The sequence below is a fragment of the Streptomyces sp. NP160 genome (assembly GCF_006335115.1).
In the GTDB taxonomy this organism is placed as follows: Bacteria; Actinomycetota; Actinomycetes; order Actinomycetales; family Quadrisphaeraceae; genus Quadrisphaera.
This window is the reverse complement of record NZ_VDMJ01000057.1, coordinates 1-18654: the sequence shown is the minus strand read 5'-3', so window position 1 is coordinate 18654 and position 18654 is coordinate 1. Positions and strand designations below refer to the sequence as shown.

Annotated in this window: 22 protein-coding genes; 16 read left to right on the top strand and 6 right to left on the bottom strand. The window is 77.1% G+C overall.

The features are described from left to right. The first annotated feature begins 106 nt into the window (after positions 1-106). The 4 genes from FHN55_RS22985 (at position 107) to FHN55_RS21510 (ending at position 3327) form a co-directional block, all read left to right on the top strand. Entirely contained in the window at positions 107-277 is a 171-nt protein-coding gene (locus FHN55_RS22985) for a hypothetical protein (protein WP_180358002.1), read from the top strand. 107 nt (positions 278-384) lie between these two features. Beyond that, positions 385-531, top strand: a complete 147-nt coding sequence (locus FHN55_RS22980; protein ID WP_180358005.1) for a hypothetical protein — start codon at positions 385-387, stop codon at positions 529-531. Between the two features lie 155 nt (positions 532-686). Continuing rightward, positions 687-2165, top strand: a 1479-nt coding sequence (aceB, locus tag FHN55_RS21515) for a malate synthase A (RefSeq protein ID WP_257571189.1), incomplete at its 5' end; no start/stop codon positions are given. A 73-nt stretch (positions 2166-2238) separates the two neighbouring features. Then, on the top strand, positions 2239-3327 hold the full coding sequence (locus FHN55_RS21510; protein ID WP_139714458.1) for a folate-binding protein YgfZ: 1089 nt from the start codon (positions 2239-2241) through the stop codon (positions 3325-3327). Between the two features lie 24 nt (positions 3328-3351). Here the strand turns inward: FHN55_RS21510 and FHN55_RS22975 are convergent, their stop codons facing one another. Beyond that, positions 3352-3567 (bottom strand): hypothetical protein, encoded by a 216-nt coding sequence (locus tag FHN55_RS22975; RefSeq protein WP_218974911.1) that lies wholly within the window; start codon positions 3565-3567, stop codon positions 3352-3354. Positions 3568-3865: 298 nt separating this feature from the next. Between FHN55_RS22975 and FHN55_RS21505 the strand changes: the two genes are divergently transcribed. Next, the gene (locus FHN55_RS21505; protein WP_139714457.1) at positions 3866-4690 is read left to right on the top strand and encodes an FABP family protein; all 825 of its coding nucleotides are present in this window, start codon (positions 3866-3868) and stop codon (positions 4688-4690) included. Positions 4691-4794: 104 nt separating this feature from the next. Continuing rightward, a complete protein-coding gene (locus FHN55_RS23980) occupies positions 4795-5340 on the top strand; it encodes an aerial mycelium formation protein (RefSeq protein WP_139714456.1) in 546 nt (181 codons plus the stop codon). Positions 5341-5400: 60 nt separating this feature from the next. Here the strand turns inward: FHN55_RS23980 and FHN55_RS21495 are convergent, their stop codons facing one another. Beyond that, complete coding sequence (locus tag FHN55_RS21495) at positions 5401-7704, bottom strand: GGDEF domain-containing phosphodiesterase (RefSeq protein ID WP_139714455.1); 2304 nt, start codon at positions 7702-7704, stop codon at positions 5401-5403. Between the two features lie 90 nt (positions 7705-7794). Between FHN55_RS21495 and FHN55_RS21490 the strand changes: the two genes are divergently transcribed. Genes FHN55_RS21490 through FHN55_RS21480 form a run of 3 tightly spaced genes read left to right on the top strand, consistent with a single transcriptional unit; the run spans position 7795 to position 9668 of the window. Further along, a complete protein-coding gene (locus FHN55_RS21490; protein ID WP_218974910.1) occupies positions 7795-8853 on the top strand; it encodes an asparaginase in 1059 nt (352 codons plus the stop codon). Positions 8854-8872: 19 nt separating this feature from the next. After that, the gene (dtd, locus tag FHN55_RS21485) at positions 8873-9310 is read left to right on the top strand and encodes a D-aminoacyl-tRNA deacylase (RefSeq protein WP_139714454.1); all 438 of its coding nucleotides are present in this window, start codon (positions 8873-8875) and stop codon (positions 9308-9310) included. 31 nt (positions 9311-9341) lie between these two features. Next, positions 9342-9668: a DUF2516 family protein gene (locus FHN55_RS21480; RefSeq protein ID WP_139714453.1), complete on the top strand. Its 327-nt coding sequence runs from the start codon at positions 9342-9344 to the stop codon at positions 9666-9668. 21 nt (positions 9669-9689) lie between these two features. On the opposite strand, the gene FHN55_RS21475 is transcribed toward FHN55_RS21480, so the two are convergent. Beyond that, the gene (locus FHN55_RS21475) at positions 9690-10520 is read right to left on the bottom strand and encodes a class I SAM-dependent methyltransferase (RefSeq protein ID WP_180358003.1); all 831 of its coding nucleotides are present in this window, start codon (positions 10518-10520) and stop codon (positions 9690-9692) included. Between the two features lie 183 nt (positions 10521-10703). On the opposite strand from FHN55_RS21475, the gene mshA reads away from it, so the two are divergent. Both mshA and FHN55_RS21465 read left to right on the top strand, forming a co-directional pair. Further along, complete coding sequence (gene mshA, locus FHN55_RS21470; RefSeq protein ID WP_139714460.1) at positions 10704-11972, top strand: D-inositol-3-phosphate glycosyltransferase; 1269 nt, start codon at positions 10704-10706, stop codon at positions 11970-11972. A 66-nt stretch (positions 11973-12038) separates the two neighbouring features. After that, complete coding sequence (locus FHN55_RS21465; RefSeq protein ID WP_139714452.1) at positions 12039-12779, top strand: phosphoglyceromutase; 741 nt, start codon at positions 12039-12041, stop codon at positions 12777-12779. A 61-nt stretch (positions 12780-12840) separates the two neighbouring features. Here FHN55_RS21465 and phoU read toward each other — a convergent pair whose 3' ends face one another. Further along, positions 12841-13512 (bottom strand): phosphate signaling complex protein PhoU, encoded by a 672-nt coding sequence (gene phoU, locus FHN55_RS21460; protein WP_139714451.1) that lies wholly within the window; start codon positions 13510-13512, stop codon positions 12841-12843. A gap of 188 nt (positions 13513-13700) precedes the next feature. Between phoU and FHN55_RS21455 the strand changes: the two genes are divergently transcribed. Both FHN55_RS21455 and FHN55_RS21450 read left to right on the top strand, forming a co-directional pair. After that, complete coding sequence (locus FHN55_RS21455) at positions 13701-14876, top strand: cell wall metabolism sensor histidine kinase WalK (protein WP_257571188.1); 1176 nt, start codon at positions 13701-13703, stop codon at positions 14874-14876. Continuing rightward, on the top strand, positions 14873-15562 hold the full coding sequence (locus FHN55_RS21450; RefSeq protein ID WP_139714450.1) for a response regulator transcription factor: 690 nt from the start codon (positions 14873-14875) through the stop codon (positions 15560-15562). Before FHN55_RS21455 ends, FHN55_RS21450 begins: the two co-directional genes overlap by 4 nt. A gap of 67 nt (positions 15563-15629) precedes the next feature. On the opposite strand, the gene FHN55_RS21445 is transcribed toward FHN55_RS21450, so the two are convergent. Continuing rightward, positions 15630-16265, bottom strand: coding sequence for a hypothetical protein (locus FHN55_RS21445; protein ID WP_139714449.1), 636 nt, complete (start codon positions 16263-16265; stop codon positions 15630-15632). A gap of 196 nt (positions 16266-16461) precedes the next feature. On the opposite strand from FHN55_RS21445, the gene FHN55_RS21440 reads away from it, so the two are divergent. From FHN55_RS21440 to ispF, 3 genes are read left to right on the top strand one after another with little or no spacing between them, the layout of a single operon-like run. Continuing rightward, positions 16462-16944 (top strand): CarD family transcriptional regulator, encoded by a 483-nt coding sequence (locus FHN55_RS21440; protein ID WP_139714448.1) that lies wholly within the window; start codon positions 16462-16464, stop codon positions 16942-16944. Continuing rightward, on the top strand, positions 16941-17669 hold the full coding sequence (gene ispD, locus FHN55_RS21435) for a 2-C-methyl-D-erythritol 4-phosphate cytidylyltransferase (RefSeq protein ID WP_139714447.1): 729 nt from the start codon (positions 16941-16943) through the stop codon (positions 17667-17669). Before FHN55_RS21440 ends, ispD begins: the two co-directional genes overlap by 4 nt. Beyond that, the gene (ispF, locus tag FHN55_RS21430) at positions 17666-18190 is read left to right on the top strand and encodes a 2-C-methyl-D-erythritol 2,4-cyclodiphosphate synthase (RefSeq protein WP_139714446.1); all 525 of its coding nucleotides are present in this window, start codon (positions 17666-17668) and stop codon (positions 18188-18190) included. Before ispD ends, ispF begins: the two co-directional genes overlap by 4 nt. A gap of 61 nt (positions 18191-18251) precedes the next feature. Here ispF and FHN55_RS21425 read toward each other — a convergent pair. After that, positions 18252-18654: superoxide dismutase (locus tag FHN55_RS21425; protein WP_139714445.1), on the bottom strand; the 403-nt coding region annotated here is incomplete at its 5' end.

The following is an 18654-nucleotide window of genomic DNA, read 5'->3' as shown; positions in this document are numbered from 1 at the left end:
CTCGCCCTCCACCCCGCAGTTCCAGGAGCGGTTGTGGCTCTCGCCGTCGCGGCCGCCCTCGCCGTTGGCCTCGTTGTGCTTCTCGTTGTAGGAGACGAGGTCGCGCATGGTGAAGCCGTCCGGCGCGGTGGTGGGCGCCGTGGTGGCGCTGGTAGCGCTGGTGCTCGCGCCCCTGGCGCCCGCCTCGCGCGCGCTGCCCTCGCTGGGGCGCGCCGCCGCCCCCGTGGCGGCTGCCGGCGCCGTCGTGGGCCTGCTCGGCCCCGTGCTGCTCGGCTGACGCCCCGCGCCCGCCCGCACCGCGGGCCCCCGGCGAACCGGGGCCGGCCGCCCGCGGCCCCGGCGTGTCGCCGGGCCGGAGGGTCCCGCGTCTGCGACCGTCGAGGCGTGGACCTCCTGCCTCTCCTCCTGGTGGTGCTGGCGGCGTTCGTCGTCGTCCGGCTCGTGCAGATGGCCCTCGACCCCTCGGCGCGCCAGAACCCGGCGCCCGCCCGCTCCAGCGCGGCCGTCCCGCCGAGGACCACCGGGCGGTAGCGTCCGCGGGTGGCCCCGAGCAGCGCCGACGCCCCCTCCCGTCCCGTCCCGGGCGAGTCCGCGGACCCGCCCGCCGGCGTCCACGTCGAGCACGGCGGGTCGCCGCACCCGCGTGCTGCCGAGGTCCTGACGCCCTCGGCGCTGGCCCTGGTCNNGAGCTCCTCGCGCAGCGCGAGGAGCTGCGCCGCGCCGCCTCGTCCGCCGGCTCCCTGGCCCTGGACCCGGCCACGTCCGCCGTCCGCGACGGCGACTGGCGGCTGCCGCCGGCCCCGGCCGACCTCACCGACCGGCGCGTGGAGATCACCGGCCCCGCCGAGCCGCGGATGGCCTTCAACGCCCTGACCTCCGGCGCCCGGGTGTGGATGGCCGACCTCGAGGACTCCTCCACCCCCCACTGGCGCAACGTGGTGGGCTCGCAGGTGGTCCTGCGGGACGTGGTGCGCAGGACCCTCGCGGGGACCGCCAGGGACGGGTCGGCGTGGTCCCTGCCGGAGCAGGGCCGCCTGGCCACCCTCGTGGTGCGCCCGCGCGGCTGGCACATGGACGAGGCGCACGTGCTGGTGGACGGCGAGCCGGTCTCGGGAGGGATCCTCGACGCCGCCCTCTTCCTCGACGGGAACGCCGTCGAGCTGCTCGCCCGCGGCTCCGGCCCCTACCTGTACCTGCCCAAGCTGGAGCACGCCTCGGAGGCCTCGCTGTGGCACGACGTCCTCGCTGACGCCGAGGCGCACCTCGGCCTGCCCGAGGGCACCGTCCGCGTGACGGTGCTGGTCGAGACCATCACGGCCGCCTTCGAGATGGAGGAGGTGCTGCACGCGCTGGCCCCGCACGCCACGGGCCTGAACGCGGGCCGGTGGGACTACCTGTTCAGCACCATCAAGACCTTCCGCGACGCCGGGGAGGGCTTCGTGCTCCCCGACCGCTCGGCGCTCACCATGACCACCCCCTTCATGCGCGCCTACGCCCGGGCGCTGGTCCGCACCTGCCACCGCCGCGGGGCGCACGCCATCGGCGGCATGGCGGCCGCCGTGCCCAGCCGCAAGGACGCCGAGGCCGCCGCCCGCGCCCTGGCCGCCGTGGCCGCCGACAAGGAGCGCGAGGCCGGCGACGGGTTCGACGGGTCCTGGGTGGCCCACCCCGACCTCGTGGACACCGGCCGCGCGGCCTTCGACGCCGTGCTCGGCGAGGCGCCGAACCAGCTGTCCGCCCACGCCGACGAGCGGCCCGAGGTCAGCGCCGAGCTGCTGCTCGACCTGCCCGAGGCCGCCGGGCGGGTGACGTCGGCGGGTCTGGCCACCAACGTCTCGGTGGGCGTGCGCTACCTCGCCGCGTGGCTCGACGGCCGCGGCGCCGTCGCCATCGACGGCCTCATGGAGGACGCCGCCACCGCGGAGATCAGCAGGTCGCAGGTGTGGCAGTGGGTGCGCGCGGGGGTCGCCACCGAGGACGGCGAGCCGGTGACCGCCGAGCGCGTCCGCTCCGTGCTGGCCGGCGTCCTCGACGGGCTCGTGGCGACCGCCGGGGACGACGCCGCCGCGGCGCGCGCCCGCGAGGCCGCGGAGCTGTTCGAGCGGGTCGCCCTCGCCGACGACTTCCCGCCCTTCCTCACCACCGTCGCGGACGTCGGCCCGTGACGACGAGGGTGACGACGACGGCGGCGACGACGAGGGCGGGAAGCAGCGGCCCGCGCGCAGCGCTGCACGGGGTGTGAGCAGCACCCGACGCAGCCCCCTGCTGGACCGCCCCGGAGCCGTGGAGGCCGAGGGCGTCGACGCGGGCGTGGCCTGGCACTACGGAGACCCGGTCCGGGAGCAGCGCCTGCTCGAGCAGGGGCTCGCCGTCGTCGACCTGTCCCACCGCAGCGTGGTGCGCGTCTCCGGGCCAGACCGGCTGCGCTGGCTCGACTCGCTGACCTCCCAGCGGCTGCTCGACCTGCCGCCGCGGACGTCGGTGGAGTCGCTCCTGCTGAGCCCCGAGGGGCGCGTCGAGCACGCGCTGCACGTCGTCGACGACGGCGGGTCGACCTGGCTGGTGCTCGAGCCGGGGGAGGGCGCGCCGGCCGCGGCGTGGCTGGACTCGATGCGCTTCATGCTGCGCGTGGAGGTCGCCGACGCCACGGACGAGTGGGCCGTGCTCGGCGAGCCGGTGGGCCGCGAGTCGCTGCCGGGGGAGCCGCTGGCGTGGGTGGACCCGTGGCCGCGCACGTCGCCGGCCTCCACCCGGTACGGCCCCGCCGACGCCGACCACCCGGGTGCGGACCGCCCGTGGCGCGAGGTCCTCGTGCCGCGCGCCGAGCTCGTCGCGGCGGTGGGTGACCGGCCCCTGGCCGGCACCTGGGCCTCCGAGGCGCTGCGCGTGGCCGCCTGGCGCCCGCGCCTGGGCGCGGAGACCGACGAGCGGACCATCCCGCACGAGGTCGACTGGCTCCGCACGGGCGTGCACCTGTCCAAGGGGTGCTACCGCGGCCAGGAGACGGTCGCCAAGGTCCACAACCTCGGCCGTCCGCCGCGGCGCCTCGTGGTGCTGCACCTGGACGGCTCCGGGGCGGCGCTGCCGCCCCCGGGGGCGGAGGTGGTCGACGTCGAGCGCGGTCGCCCGGTCGGGCACCTGACGAGCTCCGTGCGCCACCACGAGCTCGGCCCGGTCGCCCTGGCGCTGGTCAAGCGCAGCACCCCCGTCGACGCCCGCCTGTCGGTGGACGGCGTGGCGGCCGCGCAGGAGGTCGTCGTCGACCCCGACACCGCCCCGGCGCACGCACGGCCGCAGCTGGCGGCACCCCGACGTCCCGCCCCCTGAGGGACCGGGACGATGCCGGCGGGCTCAGGAGGCGCTGTGGGCGGCCTGCTCCACGGACGTGCGGGGAGCGGGCAGCACCAGGACCGGGACCGGCCTGGGCGACGGCGCCGTCCGCTGCTCGCTGCGCACGGGCCCGGCGTGGCGGTCAGCGCGGGAGACGACGGCGCCCACCACGAGGCTCACCACCACCGATCCCAGCGCCCAGGTGCCTGCCACCACCACGACGTCCACGTCCGCCACCCCCGCTCTGCGCGTCAGCTGCCACCTACTCGCTGAGAGTAAGCAGGCACTGACTCTGAGTCCGGGACGTCGGGTCCGGGAGGGCGGACGTGTCGCAGATCGCACCCCGACGCGCGGCGCAGGCACCTCCTGCGGACGGCGGCGCGCCGCGCCGCCGGTAGTCTCCACGGGTGAGCACCGAGGCCCTGGAGATCTTCTACCTGTGCCTGCTCGTCCTGAGCAGCATCGTGATCATCTGGTTCTCCTTCTACGTGGTCTTCCGCCTCTTCAAGGGCCAGCGCTGAGCGGGTCCGCGCCGATGCCCCTCGAGATCGACGGCTCCCTGCCCGCCTCCCTCGTCCCGCTGCAGTGGCTGGTCGGCCGCTGGGCGGGCGCCGGGGTGATGGCCAGCCCGGAGACCGGTGAGACCCAGGTCGGCCAGGAGGTCGACGTCGTCGCGGACGAGCGCGGCTTCCTCGCGTGGACGTCCCGCGTGTGGCGCCTCGACGCGGAGGGCCGGCGCACGGACGCGCTCGACACCGAGACCGGGTACTGGCGCACGTCCGCGGAGCAGTCCTCGCCCGGGAAGCCCGGAGTCGACGTCGAGCTGCTGCTCGCGCACCCCACGGGTGTGGTGGAGGTGCTGGTCGGACGCATCGTCGGCACGCGCGTCGAGATGGTCACCGACGCGGTGGTCCGCACCGCGGGCGCGAGCGACTACACCGCCGGCAAGCGCACCTTCGGCCAGGTCGAAGGAGACCTCCTGTGGGTCCTCGACGTGGCCAGCTCGACCCAGCAGCTCCACCCGCGCCTGTCCGCCCGGTCGGTCTCGCGCGGGGAGCGCCGTCAGGACGCCAGGCGGGGCAGCTCCACCACGACGCCCTCGTCGGACGGGCCCTGGGCGCCGGCGTCGGGCGCCGCTGCGCCCGGCACGAGCCGCACGGGGCTGGTGAGGAGCCTGGCCCAGCCGACACCGGTCCAGACGTGGGTGGCCTCACCCGTCCAGGAGCCGCACGAGACGGCCACCCGGTCGGGGTCGGGGAGGGTGGGGTCGAGGAAGAGGTCGCCCGGTTCAGCTCCGGGGCCACGCTGCCGCGGTGTCATCCCGGAATGGTGCGCCCCGCGGGTGCCGCACCAGCGGTGACACGCGGCGCGGCCGTGGCCCCCTCCCGGGGCTCCGGCGCGTCGCCCGGGGCGCGCCGCTGCGAACCCCGTCCTCCTGACGTGCCACGCGGCTACTCTCGGTGCATGACGCTGGACTACCGGCCTGGCGGGCGCCGTCGGCTCGACCACGTCCTCGACCCGGCGTTCTGCGACGACCTGGCCGAGCTCGACGAGGCGCTGCTGCGCGCCCGCCGCGACGACGCGCAGCAGGAGGAGGCCGACCTCTCCTACGTCCGGCGCCTCCTGCAGGGCCGCCTCGACCTCCTCGAGGCAGAACGCGCCCACCGCACCGGCGAGCGGCCGTCGCCGGGACGCGGCTCGGCCCGCAGCGACGCCGAGCTCGCCGAGGCGCTGTCGCGCATCCTCGCGGACGACACGCGCAGCACCCGCGGCATCGGCAGGTTCCTGTCGGTGGAGCCGAGCCGCATCGGCGAGCACCGCCGCGAGGCGGAGCTGGCCGTGGCCGACGTGCGCACCAGCGCACCGTCGGAGCTGTCCGACCCCGCTCTCGCCGACGCCATCGACCACCTGCGCGGCATCGAGCAGCGCCTGTCCACCACGCGCCGCCGGGTCCAGCAGGTGGAGAGCCGCCTCACCGAGGAGCTCGGCCGGCGCCTGCGCCTCGGCTGAGGACCACGCCACCAGCACCGCGCGGCGCCGCTGCGGGCCACCACCGGGGCGGGCACCGCCTCAGGAGGCCGTCTCCGCCAGCGGCGGCTCGGCGGACAGCGGACGCGGCACCGCGACGCCCACGGCGTGGCCCTGCACGGCGCCGAAGCCCAGGCGCCGGGCCAGCTCCACCTGCTCCGGGGTGTCGACCCCCTCCGCCAGGGCCAGCACGCCGAGGTCCCGCGCGATGTCCACGACGCCGCCCAGCAGGCGCGCGCACGCCGGCTCCTCGATCCGGCGCACCAGCGAGCGGTCCACCTTGAGCGAGTCGACGGGGAAGCTCACCAGGTAGTCCAGCGAGGCGTACCCGGTCCCGAAGTCGTCCACCGCCACCCGCACCCCGTGCTCGCGCAGCACGCCGAGCCGCTCGGCGATGCGCTCGCGGTCGGACAGCCACGACCCCTCGGTGATCTCCAGCACCAGCGCGGTGCCCGGGAGCCCGGCGCGCACGAGCGCGTCGAGCACCGCGTAGGACAGGTCCGGGCGCAGCAGCGTGCTCGCCGAGGCGTTGACCGAGACGCGCAGCTCGGGGTCCGCGGTCGAGCGCCACCGCGAGCACTCCAGCAGGGCCAGCCGCAGCACGGCCTCGTCGACGTCGCGGACCACGCCCAGCCGCTCGGCCAGCGGCACCAGCCGGTCGGCGCCGAGGGTCCCCCGCCCCGGGTGCTGCCAGCGGGCCAGCGCCTCGTGGCCCGAGACGCGGTCGTCGGCGCAGGTGGCGCCCAGCGTGACGATCGGCTGGTAGTGGGGCACCACCTCCCCTCCGGCCAGCGCCGCGGGCAGGCGCGCCGCCAGGGCCCGCTCGTCGTGGCGGACGGCGAGCAGGTGCGGCGTCGCGCGCAGCGCGGGCACCCGTCGCCGCACCGCCTCGGCCAGCGCCAGCTCGGCGTCGCCCAGCTGCGCGGTGGCGGCCATGGCCACGGCCGCGGCGTCGTCGGGGTCGTCGTCGGGCCGGCCCGGGAGCAGGACCTCCCCGACGCGCCCGCGCAGCCGCACCTGGCCGCCGGGGACCTCGAACGGCAGCGACAGCGCCGCCAGGAGCCCCTGCGCGGTCGAGGAGGGCGTGCCCCCCGCCTCGGCGGGGGTGCCGTTCGGGGTGCCGCCGGGGGCTGCGTCGCCGGGGCCGGTCGCCGCGTCCGCGCCCGGCTGGTCCGCGGTGCCCTCGGCGGGGGCGAGGACCGCGAAGCCGTCGCCGCTGGTGCGGTACGTGCGCGACCCGGGCGGCGCCGCCTCGGCCAGGCGCTGGGCGACACCCGCCAGCGCCAGGTCGCCGGCGGCGTGCCCGCGGGTGGCGTTGACGTCGGCGAAGGCCTCGAGGTCCACCACGCACAGCAGCGCCGGCGGGCTCGCCGGGTCGGCGAGGCGGCCGGCCAGGGCCTGCAGGAGCGAGCGGCGGGTGCCGAGGCCCGTCAGCGGGTCGACCCCGCCGCTGCGGCGGACGCTGCGCGCCGACAGCCACTGGCGCAGCACGAGGAGCGCGACCGTGGCCGCGGAGGCCGCCAGGAGCACCGGCGTGGGCTCCGCGGCCGCGCTCCACCGGGACAGCCCCGGCAGCACCACCAGCGTCACCCCGGCGCCGAGCACCGCCAGCGTGGCGGGGAAGCGCCGCCCCGAGGGGGCGACGGGCCGCCCGAGCGCCCGCATCGAAGGGTGCCACGCGGCGGCGACGAAGGCCGACCAGGCCACCACGAGCGAGGCGTCGGCCGCCGAGCCGGGCGCGTAGCCGCCGCCGAGGGCGGCGGCGATCGTGGCCAGGTGCCACACCAGCAGGCCCGCGGCCACCACCAGCAGCAGCCGGACCGAGGTGGAGCGCAGCCTGCCGGTGACCACGGCCCACGCGGCGGCGGCGGCCACCACCACCACCCCGGCGGCCTGGGCGGCGAGCCAGGCGTCGGCGGTGAGTCCCGCACCGCGCGAGCCGCTGGGGAGGACGGCCACGAGCGTCAGCGACGAGGAGGCCGCCGCGATCGCCAGGAGGGCGACGTCCACGGCGTCCACGGCGGCGTCCTGCTCGCGCTGGCGGCCGACGAGGACCACCACGCGGCCGAGGGCCAGGAAGGCTCCGGTGCAGGCGAGCGCCACCACGGCCGCCCCGGCGTCCAGCACGACGGCCCACCAGGCGGCGCCGTAGAGCACCGCGGCCCCCAGCAGCACCAGCCAGACCACCGGACGGGCCGGGCGGTTGCGCACGAGCCCCGCGAGCACCCCCGCGACGCCGGCCAGCTGCACGACGGAGAGCACGTCGACCGCCCGCGCCTGCGGCAGCAGCGCCACGGCGGCCGTCCCGGCGGCCACGGCGCAGGCCGCGAGGACGGACCCCGCCACCCGCTGTGATCCCGCGCGCCCCACCCCCGAACTCTCCACCACGGACGGCCCGCCGTCACCGCCGCGGGCCGGATCCGCGATGCTGCCCGGGTGACCCCGCCGCTGGACCTCTCGCTCGCCGGGCTCGCGGCGCCGCTCGCGGCCGTGGTGCGCGGCCCGCTCGTCGAGTCGGTGCACCTGGGCCACCTGGCGGTGACCGGGCCCGACGGCGAGGCCGTCGCCGGCCTGGGCGACCCGCACGCGCGGGTCTGGCCGCGGTCGAGCCTCAAGCCGCTGCAGGCGGTCGCGGCGCTGCAGGCCGGGCTGGACCTCGCCGGCGACGACGACCGCTCGCGCCGCCTCCTGGCGCTGGCGTGCTCCAGCCACAACGGCGAGCAGCGCCACCTCGACGGCGTCCTGGAGCTCCTCGCCAGCGCAGGTCGGACGCCGTCGGCGCTGCGGAACACCCCCGACCTCCCGTACGCCCCCGCGGCCGCCGCCGCGTGGCGAGCGGCCGGCAACGGGCCCCAGCCGCTCGCGCAGAACTGCTCCGGCAAGCACGCGGCCATGCTCGCCGCGTGCGTCGCCGCCGGCTGGGACACCGGCAGCTACCTCGACGTCGGCCACCCGCTGCAGCGCCAGGTGCGGGCGACGGTCGCGGACCTTGGCTCGAGCGCCCACAACCTGACCACCGTGGACGGGTGCGGAGCGCCGCTGCACTCCCTGCCCCTGTCCGGCCTGGCGCGGGCCTTCGGCCGCATCGCCGCGGCGCCGCAGCGGGCCCCCGGCAGCGCCGAGGCGGCGGTCGCCCGGGCCATGAGCAGCCACCCGGAGATGGTCGGCGGCGAGGGCCGCGACGTCACCGCCCTCATGGCCGGAGTCCCCGGCCTGGTCGCCAAGGACGGCGCCGACGGCGTGTACGCGGTCGGCCTGGCCGACGGCCGGGGCGCGGCGCTGAAGGTGCTCGACGGCTCCGACAGGCCCCGGCCGGTCGTCATGGCCGCTGTGCTGCGGCTGCTCGGCGTCGAGGCCCCGGTGCTGGACGAGGTCGGCCGGGTCCCGGTCCTCGGGCACGGCCGCCCGGTCGGGGCGGTGCGCGCCGTCCTCCCCGACCCGCTGCCCGCCGCGGCACCGCCGGCGGCGCGCGCGCTGCCCGAGGGCCTCCCGTGACGGGGCCGGTGGGCGTCCGGTGAGGGCGGTCGTCCAGCGCGCCTCCTCGGGGCGCGTGGTGGTGGACGGGCGGGAGGTCGCCGCCCTCGACGGCCCCGGGCTCGTCGTGCTCGTGGGGGTCTCGGTGGACGACGGGCCCGACGACGCCGCCCAGGTGGCCCGGAAGGTGGCCGACCTGCGGGTGCTGCGCGGGGAGCTGTCCGCGCTCGACGCCGGCGCCCCCGTCATCGTGGTCAGCCAGTTCACGCTGCTCGCCGACACCCGCAAGGGCCGGCGCCCGACCTGGGCCGGCGCCGCCCGCGGCGACGTCGCCGAGCCGCTGGTCGAGGCCGTGGTGGCCGACCTGCGCGAGCGGGGGCTGCGCGTGGGCACCGGCGTCTTCGGGGCCGACATGGCGGTGGAGCTGGTCAACGACGGTCCGGTCACGATCGTCCTCGACACGCGCGCGGCCGGGTAGGCCCGCTGCGGCTTCCGCCTACGATCGCGGGGTGGACCTCATCGCCTCCGGTCAGGGCTTCATCCTCCTCGTGCTCGGCATCGCCGCGCTCGGTCTGGAGGTCTGGGCGCTGGTCCAGGCCATCAGGTTCCGCAAGGACGCCTACCCGGCGGCCGGGAAGCAGACCAAGGTGCTCTGGGTGACGCTGACCGCGGTCGGCGCGGCCATCGGCTTCGTGTCGTTCCAGAACCCGCTGGGCTTCCTGTCGATCATCGCCGTCGCCATCGCCGCGATCTTCCTGGTCAGCGTGCTCCCCGCACTGCGCTCCGTGCAGGGTCCCGGCGGCCGCACCTCCAACGGCCCCTACGGCGGCTGGTGAGCCGGCGGCCCACCGCCTGACCTACAGGCCCACGGCCCCGGCGGCGACGGCCACCTCGCCCAGGGGCCAGCGCCCCGGGCGCCCCAGCACCGGCCAGCCCTCCGCCCGCACCCGGGCGCACGCCGCCGCGAAGCGCTGGCGCGCCCCGAACACCGCGAGCGGAGCCTCGCGCGCCCAGGCGTCGTCGAGGGCGGCCAGCCACGCGTGCACCGGCTCGCCCGGAACGTTCCTCTCGATGAGCGCCTTGGGCAGCCGCTCCGCCACGACGCCCGGGCGCTCCAGGCCCGCGAGGCGCAGCGAGAGCACCAGCTCGCGCGGCTCGCCGTCGTCGCCGACGACGACCACCGCGACCCGGCGCCCGACCTCGTCGCAGGTGGCGTCCAGCAGCAGGCCCCCCGGGGCGAGCCGCGACGCGACGAGCCGCCAGGCCGGCCCGACCTCCGCGACCGGGTACTGCCGCAGCACGTTGGCCGCGCGGACCACCACCGGGCGCCTCCCGCCCAGCACCTCCGGAGCGCCCAGCTCGAAGCCTCCCAGCGCGAAGCGCACGCCCGTGCCCCCCAGCCCGGCCCGCTGCAGGCCCTCGGCGGCCGCCCGCACGCGCTCCGGGTCGATCTCGAGCCCGACCACCTCGACGTCGGGCCGGACCACCCGCAGGCGAGCGGCCATCTCCGCCGTGGTGGTGTGCGAGGCGCCGTACCCGAGGTCGACGACGAGGGGGTCGTCCGCGGCGCGCAGCAGCGCGGCCCCGGGCCCGGTCAGCCAGCGGTCGAGGCGCCGCAGGCGGTTGGTGCCCGTGGTGCCGCGCGTCGGCCGGCCCACGGGGCGCTGCGGCGGGCGGGGCGGGGGCACGCGCCCGCATGCTGCCAGGCGGGCCGCGCGGCGCGGGTCCTGCGGGTGGTGCGGCCGGGCGGGTGTGGCCCGGTCGGGCGCGACGGGTTGGGGGAGCCCGCCGCGCGTGGGTACCGTCGCCGCGTGCCCTCCCGCCGCAGCCGCCACCGCGCCGCGGCGGGCGGACCGCCGCGGCGCGTGGCGATGGTCAGCATGCACACCTCGCCCCTGGACCAGCCCGGCACCGGCGACGCGGGCGGCCTGAACGTCTACGTGGTGGAGCTGGCGTGCGAGCTGGCCCGCCGCGGCACGCAGGTGGAGGTGTTCACCCGCGCCCGCTCCTCGGCGGCCCCGCCCGAGGTCGAGCTGGCCCCGGGGGTGCTGGTCCGCCACGTGCCGGCCGGGCCGTTCGAGGGCCTGGCCAAGGAGGACCTCCCGGCGCAGATGTGCACCTTCGCCGCCGGGGTGCTGCGCACCGAGGCCCGCCACGAGGCCGGCTGGTACGACCTCGTGCACTCCCACTACTGGCTGTCGGGGCAGGTGGCCGACCTCGCCGCCGACCGGTGGGGCGTCCCCCTGGTGCACTCCTCGCACACGCTGGCGAAGGTCAAGAACGCGCACCTCGCCGCTGGCGACCTCCCCGAGCCCGCCTCCCGCGTCCTCGGCGAGGAGCAGGTGGTGGCCGCCGCCGACCGGCTGATCGCCAACACCGACGACGAGGCCCGCGACCTGGTCGAGCGCTACGGTGCCGCGCCCGGGCGGGTGGACGTGGTGCCGCCGGGCGTGGACCTCCGCCGGTTCTCGCCCGGCCCGGGCGCCGACCGCGGCCGGGGTGCTGCGCGAGCGCTGCTCGGCCTGCCGCCCGAGGCGCTCGTGCTGGTCTTCGCCGGGCGGGTGCAGCCGCTGAAGGCGCCCGACGTGCTCCTGCGCGCCGCGGCCGAGCTGCTGCGCCGCGAGGGAGCCGCCCTGCGCCACCGGCTGGTGGTGGCCGTCGTGGGCGGCCGCTCCGGCGTCGGCGGCCACGCCCAGGACCTCGAGGGCCTGGCCCGCCACCTCGGCCTCGCCGGCGTGCCGGGTGTGCCCGACGTCGTGCGGTTCGAGCCGCCCGCCTCCCGCGACCGGCTGCCGCAGTGGTTCCGCGCCGCCGACCTCGTGGCGGTGCCGAGCCACAACGAGTCCTTCGGGCTGGTGGCCCTGGAGGCCCAGGCCTGCGGCACCCCCGTGGTGGCGGCGCGCGTGGGCGGCCTGGTGACGGCGGTCTCCGACGGCGCCTCCGGGGTGCTCGTGGACGGCCACGACCCGCGCGCGTGGGCCGCGGCGCTGCAGCGCCTGGCCGCCGACCCCGGCGAGCGGCAGCGGCTGGCGGCCGGCGCGCGGGCCCACGCCGAGCGCTTCGGGTGGGGCGCCAGCGCCGAGGGCGTGCTGCGCAGCTACTCCGCGGCGCTGGACCGCCGCCGCCGCGCGAGCGCCTGACCCGGACGAGGACCGCCCGGTACCGGTGCGGGCCGGGGCCGGGCGACCCCGGCTAGGGTCGCGCCCATGAGCACCCTGCTGCTGCTGCGCCACGGCGAGAGCGAGTGGAACGCCCTGAACCTCTTCACGGGGTGGGTCGACGTCCCGCTGTCGGAGAAGGGCCGCGCCGAGGCCGCGCGCGGCGGAGAGCTGCTGGCCGAGTCGGGCCTGCTGCCCGACGTCGTCCACACCTCCCTGCTGCGCCGCGCCATCACCACCGCGCACCTGGCCCTGGACGCCGCCGACCGCCACTGGATCCCGGTGCGCCGCAGCTGGCGCCTCAACGAGCGCCACTACGGCGCCCTGCAGGGCAAGGACAAGAAGCAGACCCTCGCCGAGTTCGGCGAGGAGCAGTTCATGACCTGGCGGCGCTCCTACGACGTGCCGCCGCCGCCGATCGAGCGCGGCAGCGAGTTCAGCCAGGACGCCGACCCGCGCTACGCGGACCTCGGCGCTGACGCCCCGCTCACCGAGTGCCTCGCGGACGTCGTGGACCGGATGCTGCCGTACTGGCACGAGTCCGTGGTGCCCGACCTGCGGGCCGGCAGGACGGTCCTGCTGGCCGCCCACGGCAACTCGCTGCGCGCGCTGGTCAAGCACCTCGACGGCATCTCCGACGCCGACATCGCCGGCCTGAACATCCCCACCGGCATCCCGCTGCTGTACGACCTCGACGAGGACCTGCGTCCCACCACCCCCGGCGGCCGCTACCTCGACCCGGAGGCCGCGGCGACCGCCGCCGCCGCCGTCGCCAACCAGGGCCGCTGAGCCCGGGCGCGCAGAGGGCCCCTGGACGCGGAGTCCAGGGGCCCTCGTGCTGCGCGCCGCCTCAGCCGGCGGAGACCGCCGGGTCGAGCGGACCGTCGACGTCGCCGGTCACCAGGTAGGTGATGCGCTTGGCGAGGGAGACGGCGTGGTCGCCGTAGCGCTCGAAGAAGCGGCTCGCGAGCGTGACGTCGGCGGTGGTCTCCGGGGAGGCGCTCCAGCCATCGCTGGAGACGGCCGCGAAGACCTGGCGGTGCAGGTCGTCCAGGGCGTCGTCGTCCTTGGCCAGCTCGGCGGCCAGCGCCAGGTCGCGGGTGGCGATGACGCGCCCGGCCTTGGAGGCGATGCGCTGCGCGGTGGCGCCCATCTCCGCGAAGACCAGCTCGAGGTCGCCCGGGATGGCGGTGTGCGGGTAGCGCAGGCGCGCCAGCAGGGCGATGTGGCGGGCGAGGTCGCCCATGCGCTCGAGGCTGGAGCTCATGCGCAGGGACGCGACCACCACGCGCAGGTCGGTGGCGACCGGTGCCTGGCGCGCCAGGATCGCGACGGCGCGCTCGTCCAGCTCGCGCTGGGCCTCGTCGATCTGGACGTCGGCGGCGATGACGCTCTCGGCCAGGCGCAGGTCGGCGGCGAGGAGCGCGCGGGTGGCGCTGCCCATGGCCGCGCCGACGAGGCCGCACATCTCCTGCAGGCGCTCGGCGAGCTGGTCGAGCTCGGAGTGGAAGAGGTCGCGCACGGGTGTGCTCTCCTGACGGTGGGGACTCCCCGGCGCAGCCGCGCGCGGGTGTGACCCGTCGAGACTGGCGCGGCGCGGTGAACGGCGCCAGGTGGTCTGGTGAACAGCGGGCCAACCAGCCACCCGCCCGGCCCTGCGCCGCCCTCCGGCGCCCTCCGGACCACCCGCACGGCCCTACGCTGGCGGACGTGCAGGCCTCCGTCGTGGCGGCCGCCCTGCTGGGGCTGGTCGTGGGCTGCCTGGTCGCCCTCGCCGTCCGCCGCGACGACGTCCGGGTCGCCCAGGTGCCGCCCCCGGGTCCGAGCGACGTGCCCGCCGGCGTCCCCGAGCTGCTCGCCGTCCTCGGCGGGCCGGCGGTGGTCCTGGACGTCTCCGACGGCGTGGTGCGCGCCTCGCCGGCAGCGCACGCCGTGGGCCTCGTGCGCCGCGGCGCCGTGGTCGACCCCGACGTGCTCGCCGCCGTGCGCTCCGTGCGCGCCGACGGCGAGGTGCGCGAGGTGGACGTCGACCTGCAGGTGCCCGCCGGCGGCACCGCGCGGCGCGCGCTGTCGGTGCGCGTGGCGCCTCTGGGCCTCCTCCACGTGGTGGTCCTCGGCAGCGACCGCACCGAGGCGCGTCGCCTGGAGCAGGTCCGCCGCGACTTCGTGGTCAACGTCGGGCACGAGCTGAAGACCCCCGTGGGCGCGATGTCGGTGCTGGCCGAGGCCATGGCCGACGCCGCTGACGACCCCGAGGCCGTGCGCCGCTTCTCGGCCCGCATGGCCGTGGAGGCGCGCCGCCTGGCGGTCCTCGTGCACGACGTGGTGGAGCTGTCGAGGCTGCAGGACGGCGAGCCCCTCGCCGCGGCGGAGCGCGTGGACGTGGACGACGTGGTGGCGGAGGCGGTGGACCGCTGCAGCACCACCGCGAGCTCGCGGGGCATCGGCCTGGAGGTCGGCCCGGAGACCGGCGCGGAGGTGGTCGGGGACGCCGAGCTGCTGACCACCGCCGTGCGCAACCTCGTGGACAACGCCATCCGCTACTCCGACGCCGGCACCCGGGTGGCGGTGGGCGTGCGGGTGGACGAGTCCACCGACTCCGTGGAGGTCTCGGTCACCGACCAGGGGATCGGCATCGCACCGGCCGACCGGGAGCGCATCTTCGAGCGGTTCTACCGCGTCGACCCCGCGCGCTCCCGCCAGACCGGTGGCACCGGCCTGGGGCTGAGCATCGTCAAGCACGTGGTCGCCGGTCACGGCGGGGACGTGCAGCTGTGGAGCCAGGAGGGCCAGGGCTCCACGTTCACGCTGAGGGTGCCGCAGGCGCCCGCGCGGCGCTCCGCCCCGGCGGAGGCCGACACCGAGCAGGAGGAGTTCTCAGGATGACGAGGGTGCTGCTGGTCGAGGACGAGGAGTCGTTCAGCGACCCGCTGTCCTACCTGCTGCGGCGGGAGGGCTACGAGGTCGAGGTGGCCGCCGACGGCCCGTCGGCGCTGGCCGCCTTCGACAGGGGCGGCGCCGACCTCGTGCTGCTGGACCTCATGCTCCCGGGCGTGCCGGGCACCGAGGTGTGCCGGCAGCTGCGCGTGCGCAGCGCCGTGCCGGTGATCATGCTGACGGCCAAGGACTCCGAGGTCGACGTGGTGGTGGGCCTCGAGCTCGGCGCCGACGACTACGTCACCAAGCCCTACTCCGCCCGGGAGCTCCTGGCCCGGGTGCGCGCGGTCCTGCGCCGCCGCAGCGAGCCGGAGGACCTGCTGCCCTCCGCCGTGGAGGTCGGACCGGTGCGCATGGACGTGGACCGCCACGTGGTGACCGTGCGCGGGGAGGCCGTCCGGCTGCCGCTCAAGGAGTTCGAGCTGCTCGAGCTGCTGCTGCGCAACGCCGGGCGCGTGCTGACCCGAGGCCAGCTCATCGACAGGGTCTGGGGCTCGGACTACGTGGGGGACACCAAGACCCTCGACGTCCACGTCAAGCGCCTGCGCGCCAAGGTCGAGGAGGACCCCTCCGACCCGCGCTTCCTCGTCACCGTGCGCGGGCTGGGCTACAAGGTCGAGGCCCCGAGCGCCTGACGGCGCCCGGGGCCTCGGTCCCGGGTCTCGGTCCCGGCGGTGCCCGGCAGGGCTCCGCCGGCGGCCCTCAGCCGTCCGAGGGCGAGCCGCTGGCGGTCTCGCTGCTGTCGCCCTCGGGCGCGCCCGTGGCGCTGCGCGCCGACGTGCCGGAGGCCGACGGCGAGCCCGTGCGGGTGCCGGTGGCCGACGGCGACCCGGTGACCAGGGGCGTCGGCGAGGAGGTCGGGGTGGGGGTGGGCACGTACTGGGCGTACTGCTCGAGGGTGCCGTCGAGCACCGGCACCGCGAGCTCCTGGGTGTCGCCCCCGGCGCTGACGCGCATGGTGACGACCTGGCCGGCCGGCGTGCCGAAGGAGGACGACTGCACCTGCTGCTCGCCGGCCGGGCCGACGTCGTAGGTGGTGGCCGGCTGGACGGCGAAGGTGCCCGACAGCGAGGACGCGTCGCCGGTGCCGTCGATCTGCACGTCCACCGCGTCGTCACCGGAGTTGACGATCCTGGCGACCAGGGAGGCGAGGCCCTCGTCGTCGGTCGCCACGAACAGGCCGGCCACGTGCACCGTGCCTAGCGTGACCGCGGCCGCCGCTCCGGGGGCGTAGCTCTCGGCCGTCTGCTGCGCGTTGGTGTAGGTGCAGCCGGTGGCGGCGGTCAGGGAGGCCAGCGCCAGCGCGCTCGCGGCCAGGGCGCGTCGTGTCAGGTGCACGCCGCGGAGCCTACCGGCGCGGCGGGGACGCGCCCGGCCCAGCACGCCGGTGGCGGCCCTGTCAAGCCTGCAGGCGGGGAGCGCCTCCCGCCCCCAAGACCACCCGCACGGCCCTGACCTGCGGGAACGAGGTCATCGGACTGCCGGAGCACGCGCTCGCCGTGGTAGGATCGAGGTCGCGAAAGGGGATCTGCTGATGGCATTCAAGGTCGGCGAGACGGTCGTCTACCCCCACCACGGGGCCGCCCTCATCGAAGAGATCAAGAACCGCACGATCCGCGGCGAGGACAAGGTCTACCTCCGCCTCAAGGTCGCCCAGGGCGACCTGACCATCGAGGTGCCGGCGGAGAACTGCGACCTCGTCGGCGTCCGCGACGTGGTCGACCGCGCCGGTGTCGACAGGGTCTTCGGGGTGCTGCGCCAGCCGTACACCGAGGAGCCGACCAACTGGTCGCGCCGCTACAAGGCCAACCTCGAGAAGCTCGCCTCCGGCGACGTCATCAAGGTGGCCGAGGTCGTGCGCGACCTCTACCGCCGCGACCAGGACCGCGGCCTGTCCGCCGGCGAGAAGCGCATGCTCGCCAAGGCGCGCCAGATCCTCGTCTCCGAGCTCGCGCTCGCGGAGAAGACCGAGGAGTCCCGCGCCGAGGCCCTCCTGGACGAGGTCCTCGCCAGCTGAGCACGGGCTGCGTCCTCGTCGCCGCCGGGTCCGGCACCCGGCTGGCGGCGGGGTCACCGAAGGCGTTCGTCGTCCTCGACGGACGGCCGCTGCTCGTCCACGCCGCCGAGCGCGTCCTGCGCGCCGGGGTGTGCGAACAGCTGGTCCTGGTGGTGCCCGACGGGCGCCAGGACGAGTCGACCGCCCTCGTCTCCGGGCTCCCCGGGGCCGGGGGCGTCGTGCTGCGCGCCGTCGCCGGCGGCGCGGACCGCCGCTCCTCGGTCGCGGCGGGCCTCGCCGCCCTCCCCCCCGACGTCGACGTGGTGCTCGTCCACGACGCCGCCCGCTGCCTCACGCCGCCCGAGCAGGTCGCGGCGGTGGAGCGCGCCGTGCGCGCGGGCGCTCCGGCGGTGGTGCCCGGAGTCGCCGTCAGCGACACCGTCCGCGCCGTCGACGTCGAGGGGGTGCCCCGCGGAGGGCCCCTCGACAGGGCGGCGCTGCGGCTGGTGCAGACCCCGCAGGGGTTCCGGCGCGACGTCGTCGAGCGGGCTCACGCCGCAGCGGTCGAGCACGGCCTGCCGGCGGCCCTGGCCGCCACCGACGACGCGTCACTGGTCGAGCTGCTCGGCACCCCCGTGCTCGTCGTCCCCGGCCGCGAGGAGGCCTTCAAGGTGACCCGTCCTCTCGACCTGGCGCTCGCCACAGCGGTCCTGGCCCAGCAGCGCAGCGCCGGAGCCCTCTCGTGAGCGCCCGCCAGCTCGGGGACCTGCCCCGGGTGGGGGTCGGCGTGGACGTGCACGCCTTCGCGCCGGACGGCTCAGGGCGTCCGCTGCGCGTCGCCGGCCTCGACTGGCCGGGCGAGCGCGGCCTCGAGGGCCACTCCGACGCCGACGTCGCCGCCCACGCGGCCTGCGACGCGCTCTTCTCCGCCGCCGCCATCGGCGACCTCGGCGCCCACTTCGGCACCGCCGAGCCGCAGTGGGCGGGTGCTGCGGGAGTGGCCCTGCTGGCCGAGGCCGCGCGCCGCGTGCGCGAGGCCGGCTACGAGATCGGCAACGTGGCGGTCCAGGTGGTCGGCAACCGCCCCAAGATCGGCACCCGTCGCGCCGAGGCCGAGGAGGCGCTCTCCCGCGCCTGCGGCGCCCCCGTCTCCGTGTCGGGCACCACCACGGACGCCCTGGGGCTCACCGGTCGGGGCGAGGGCGTCGCGGCCATCGCGACCGCCCTCGTGGTCGCCGTCCGACCTCCCGCCCGGCCACCGGCGTGATCATGGGCGTCCGCCACCCTCGCGGGGTGGCGGACGCCCATGATCACGGAGGGGAGGTGCGTCAGGCGGGGACGACCAGCCCGGAGGTCTTGGTGCGGGCGGCCTCGAAGCGGGCGGCGACGTCGGCCCAGTTGACGATGTTCCACCAGGCCTTGACGTAGTCGGGCTTGACGTTCTTGTAGTCCAGGTAGAACGCGTGCTCCCACATGTCGAGCATGAGCACCGGCACGAGGGTCACCGGGACGTTGCCCTGCTGGTCGTACAGCTGCACGATCACCAGGCGCTGGCCGACGGAGTCCCAGGCGAGGATGGACCAGCCGGAGCCCTGGATGCCGAGGGCGTTGGCGGTGAAGTGGGCGCGGAAGCCGTCGAAGGAGCCGAAGAACTCGTCGATGGCGGCGGCCAGGTCCCCGACGGGCTTGTCGCCGCCGTCGGGGGACATGTTGGGCCAGAAGATCGAGTGG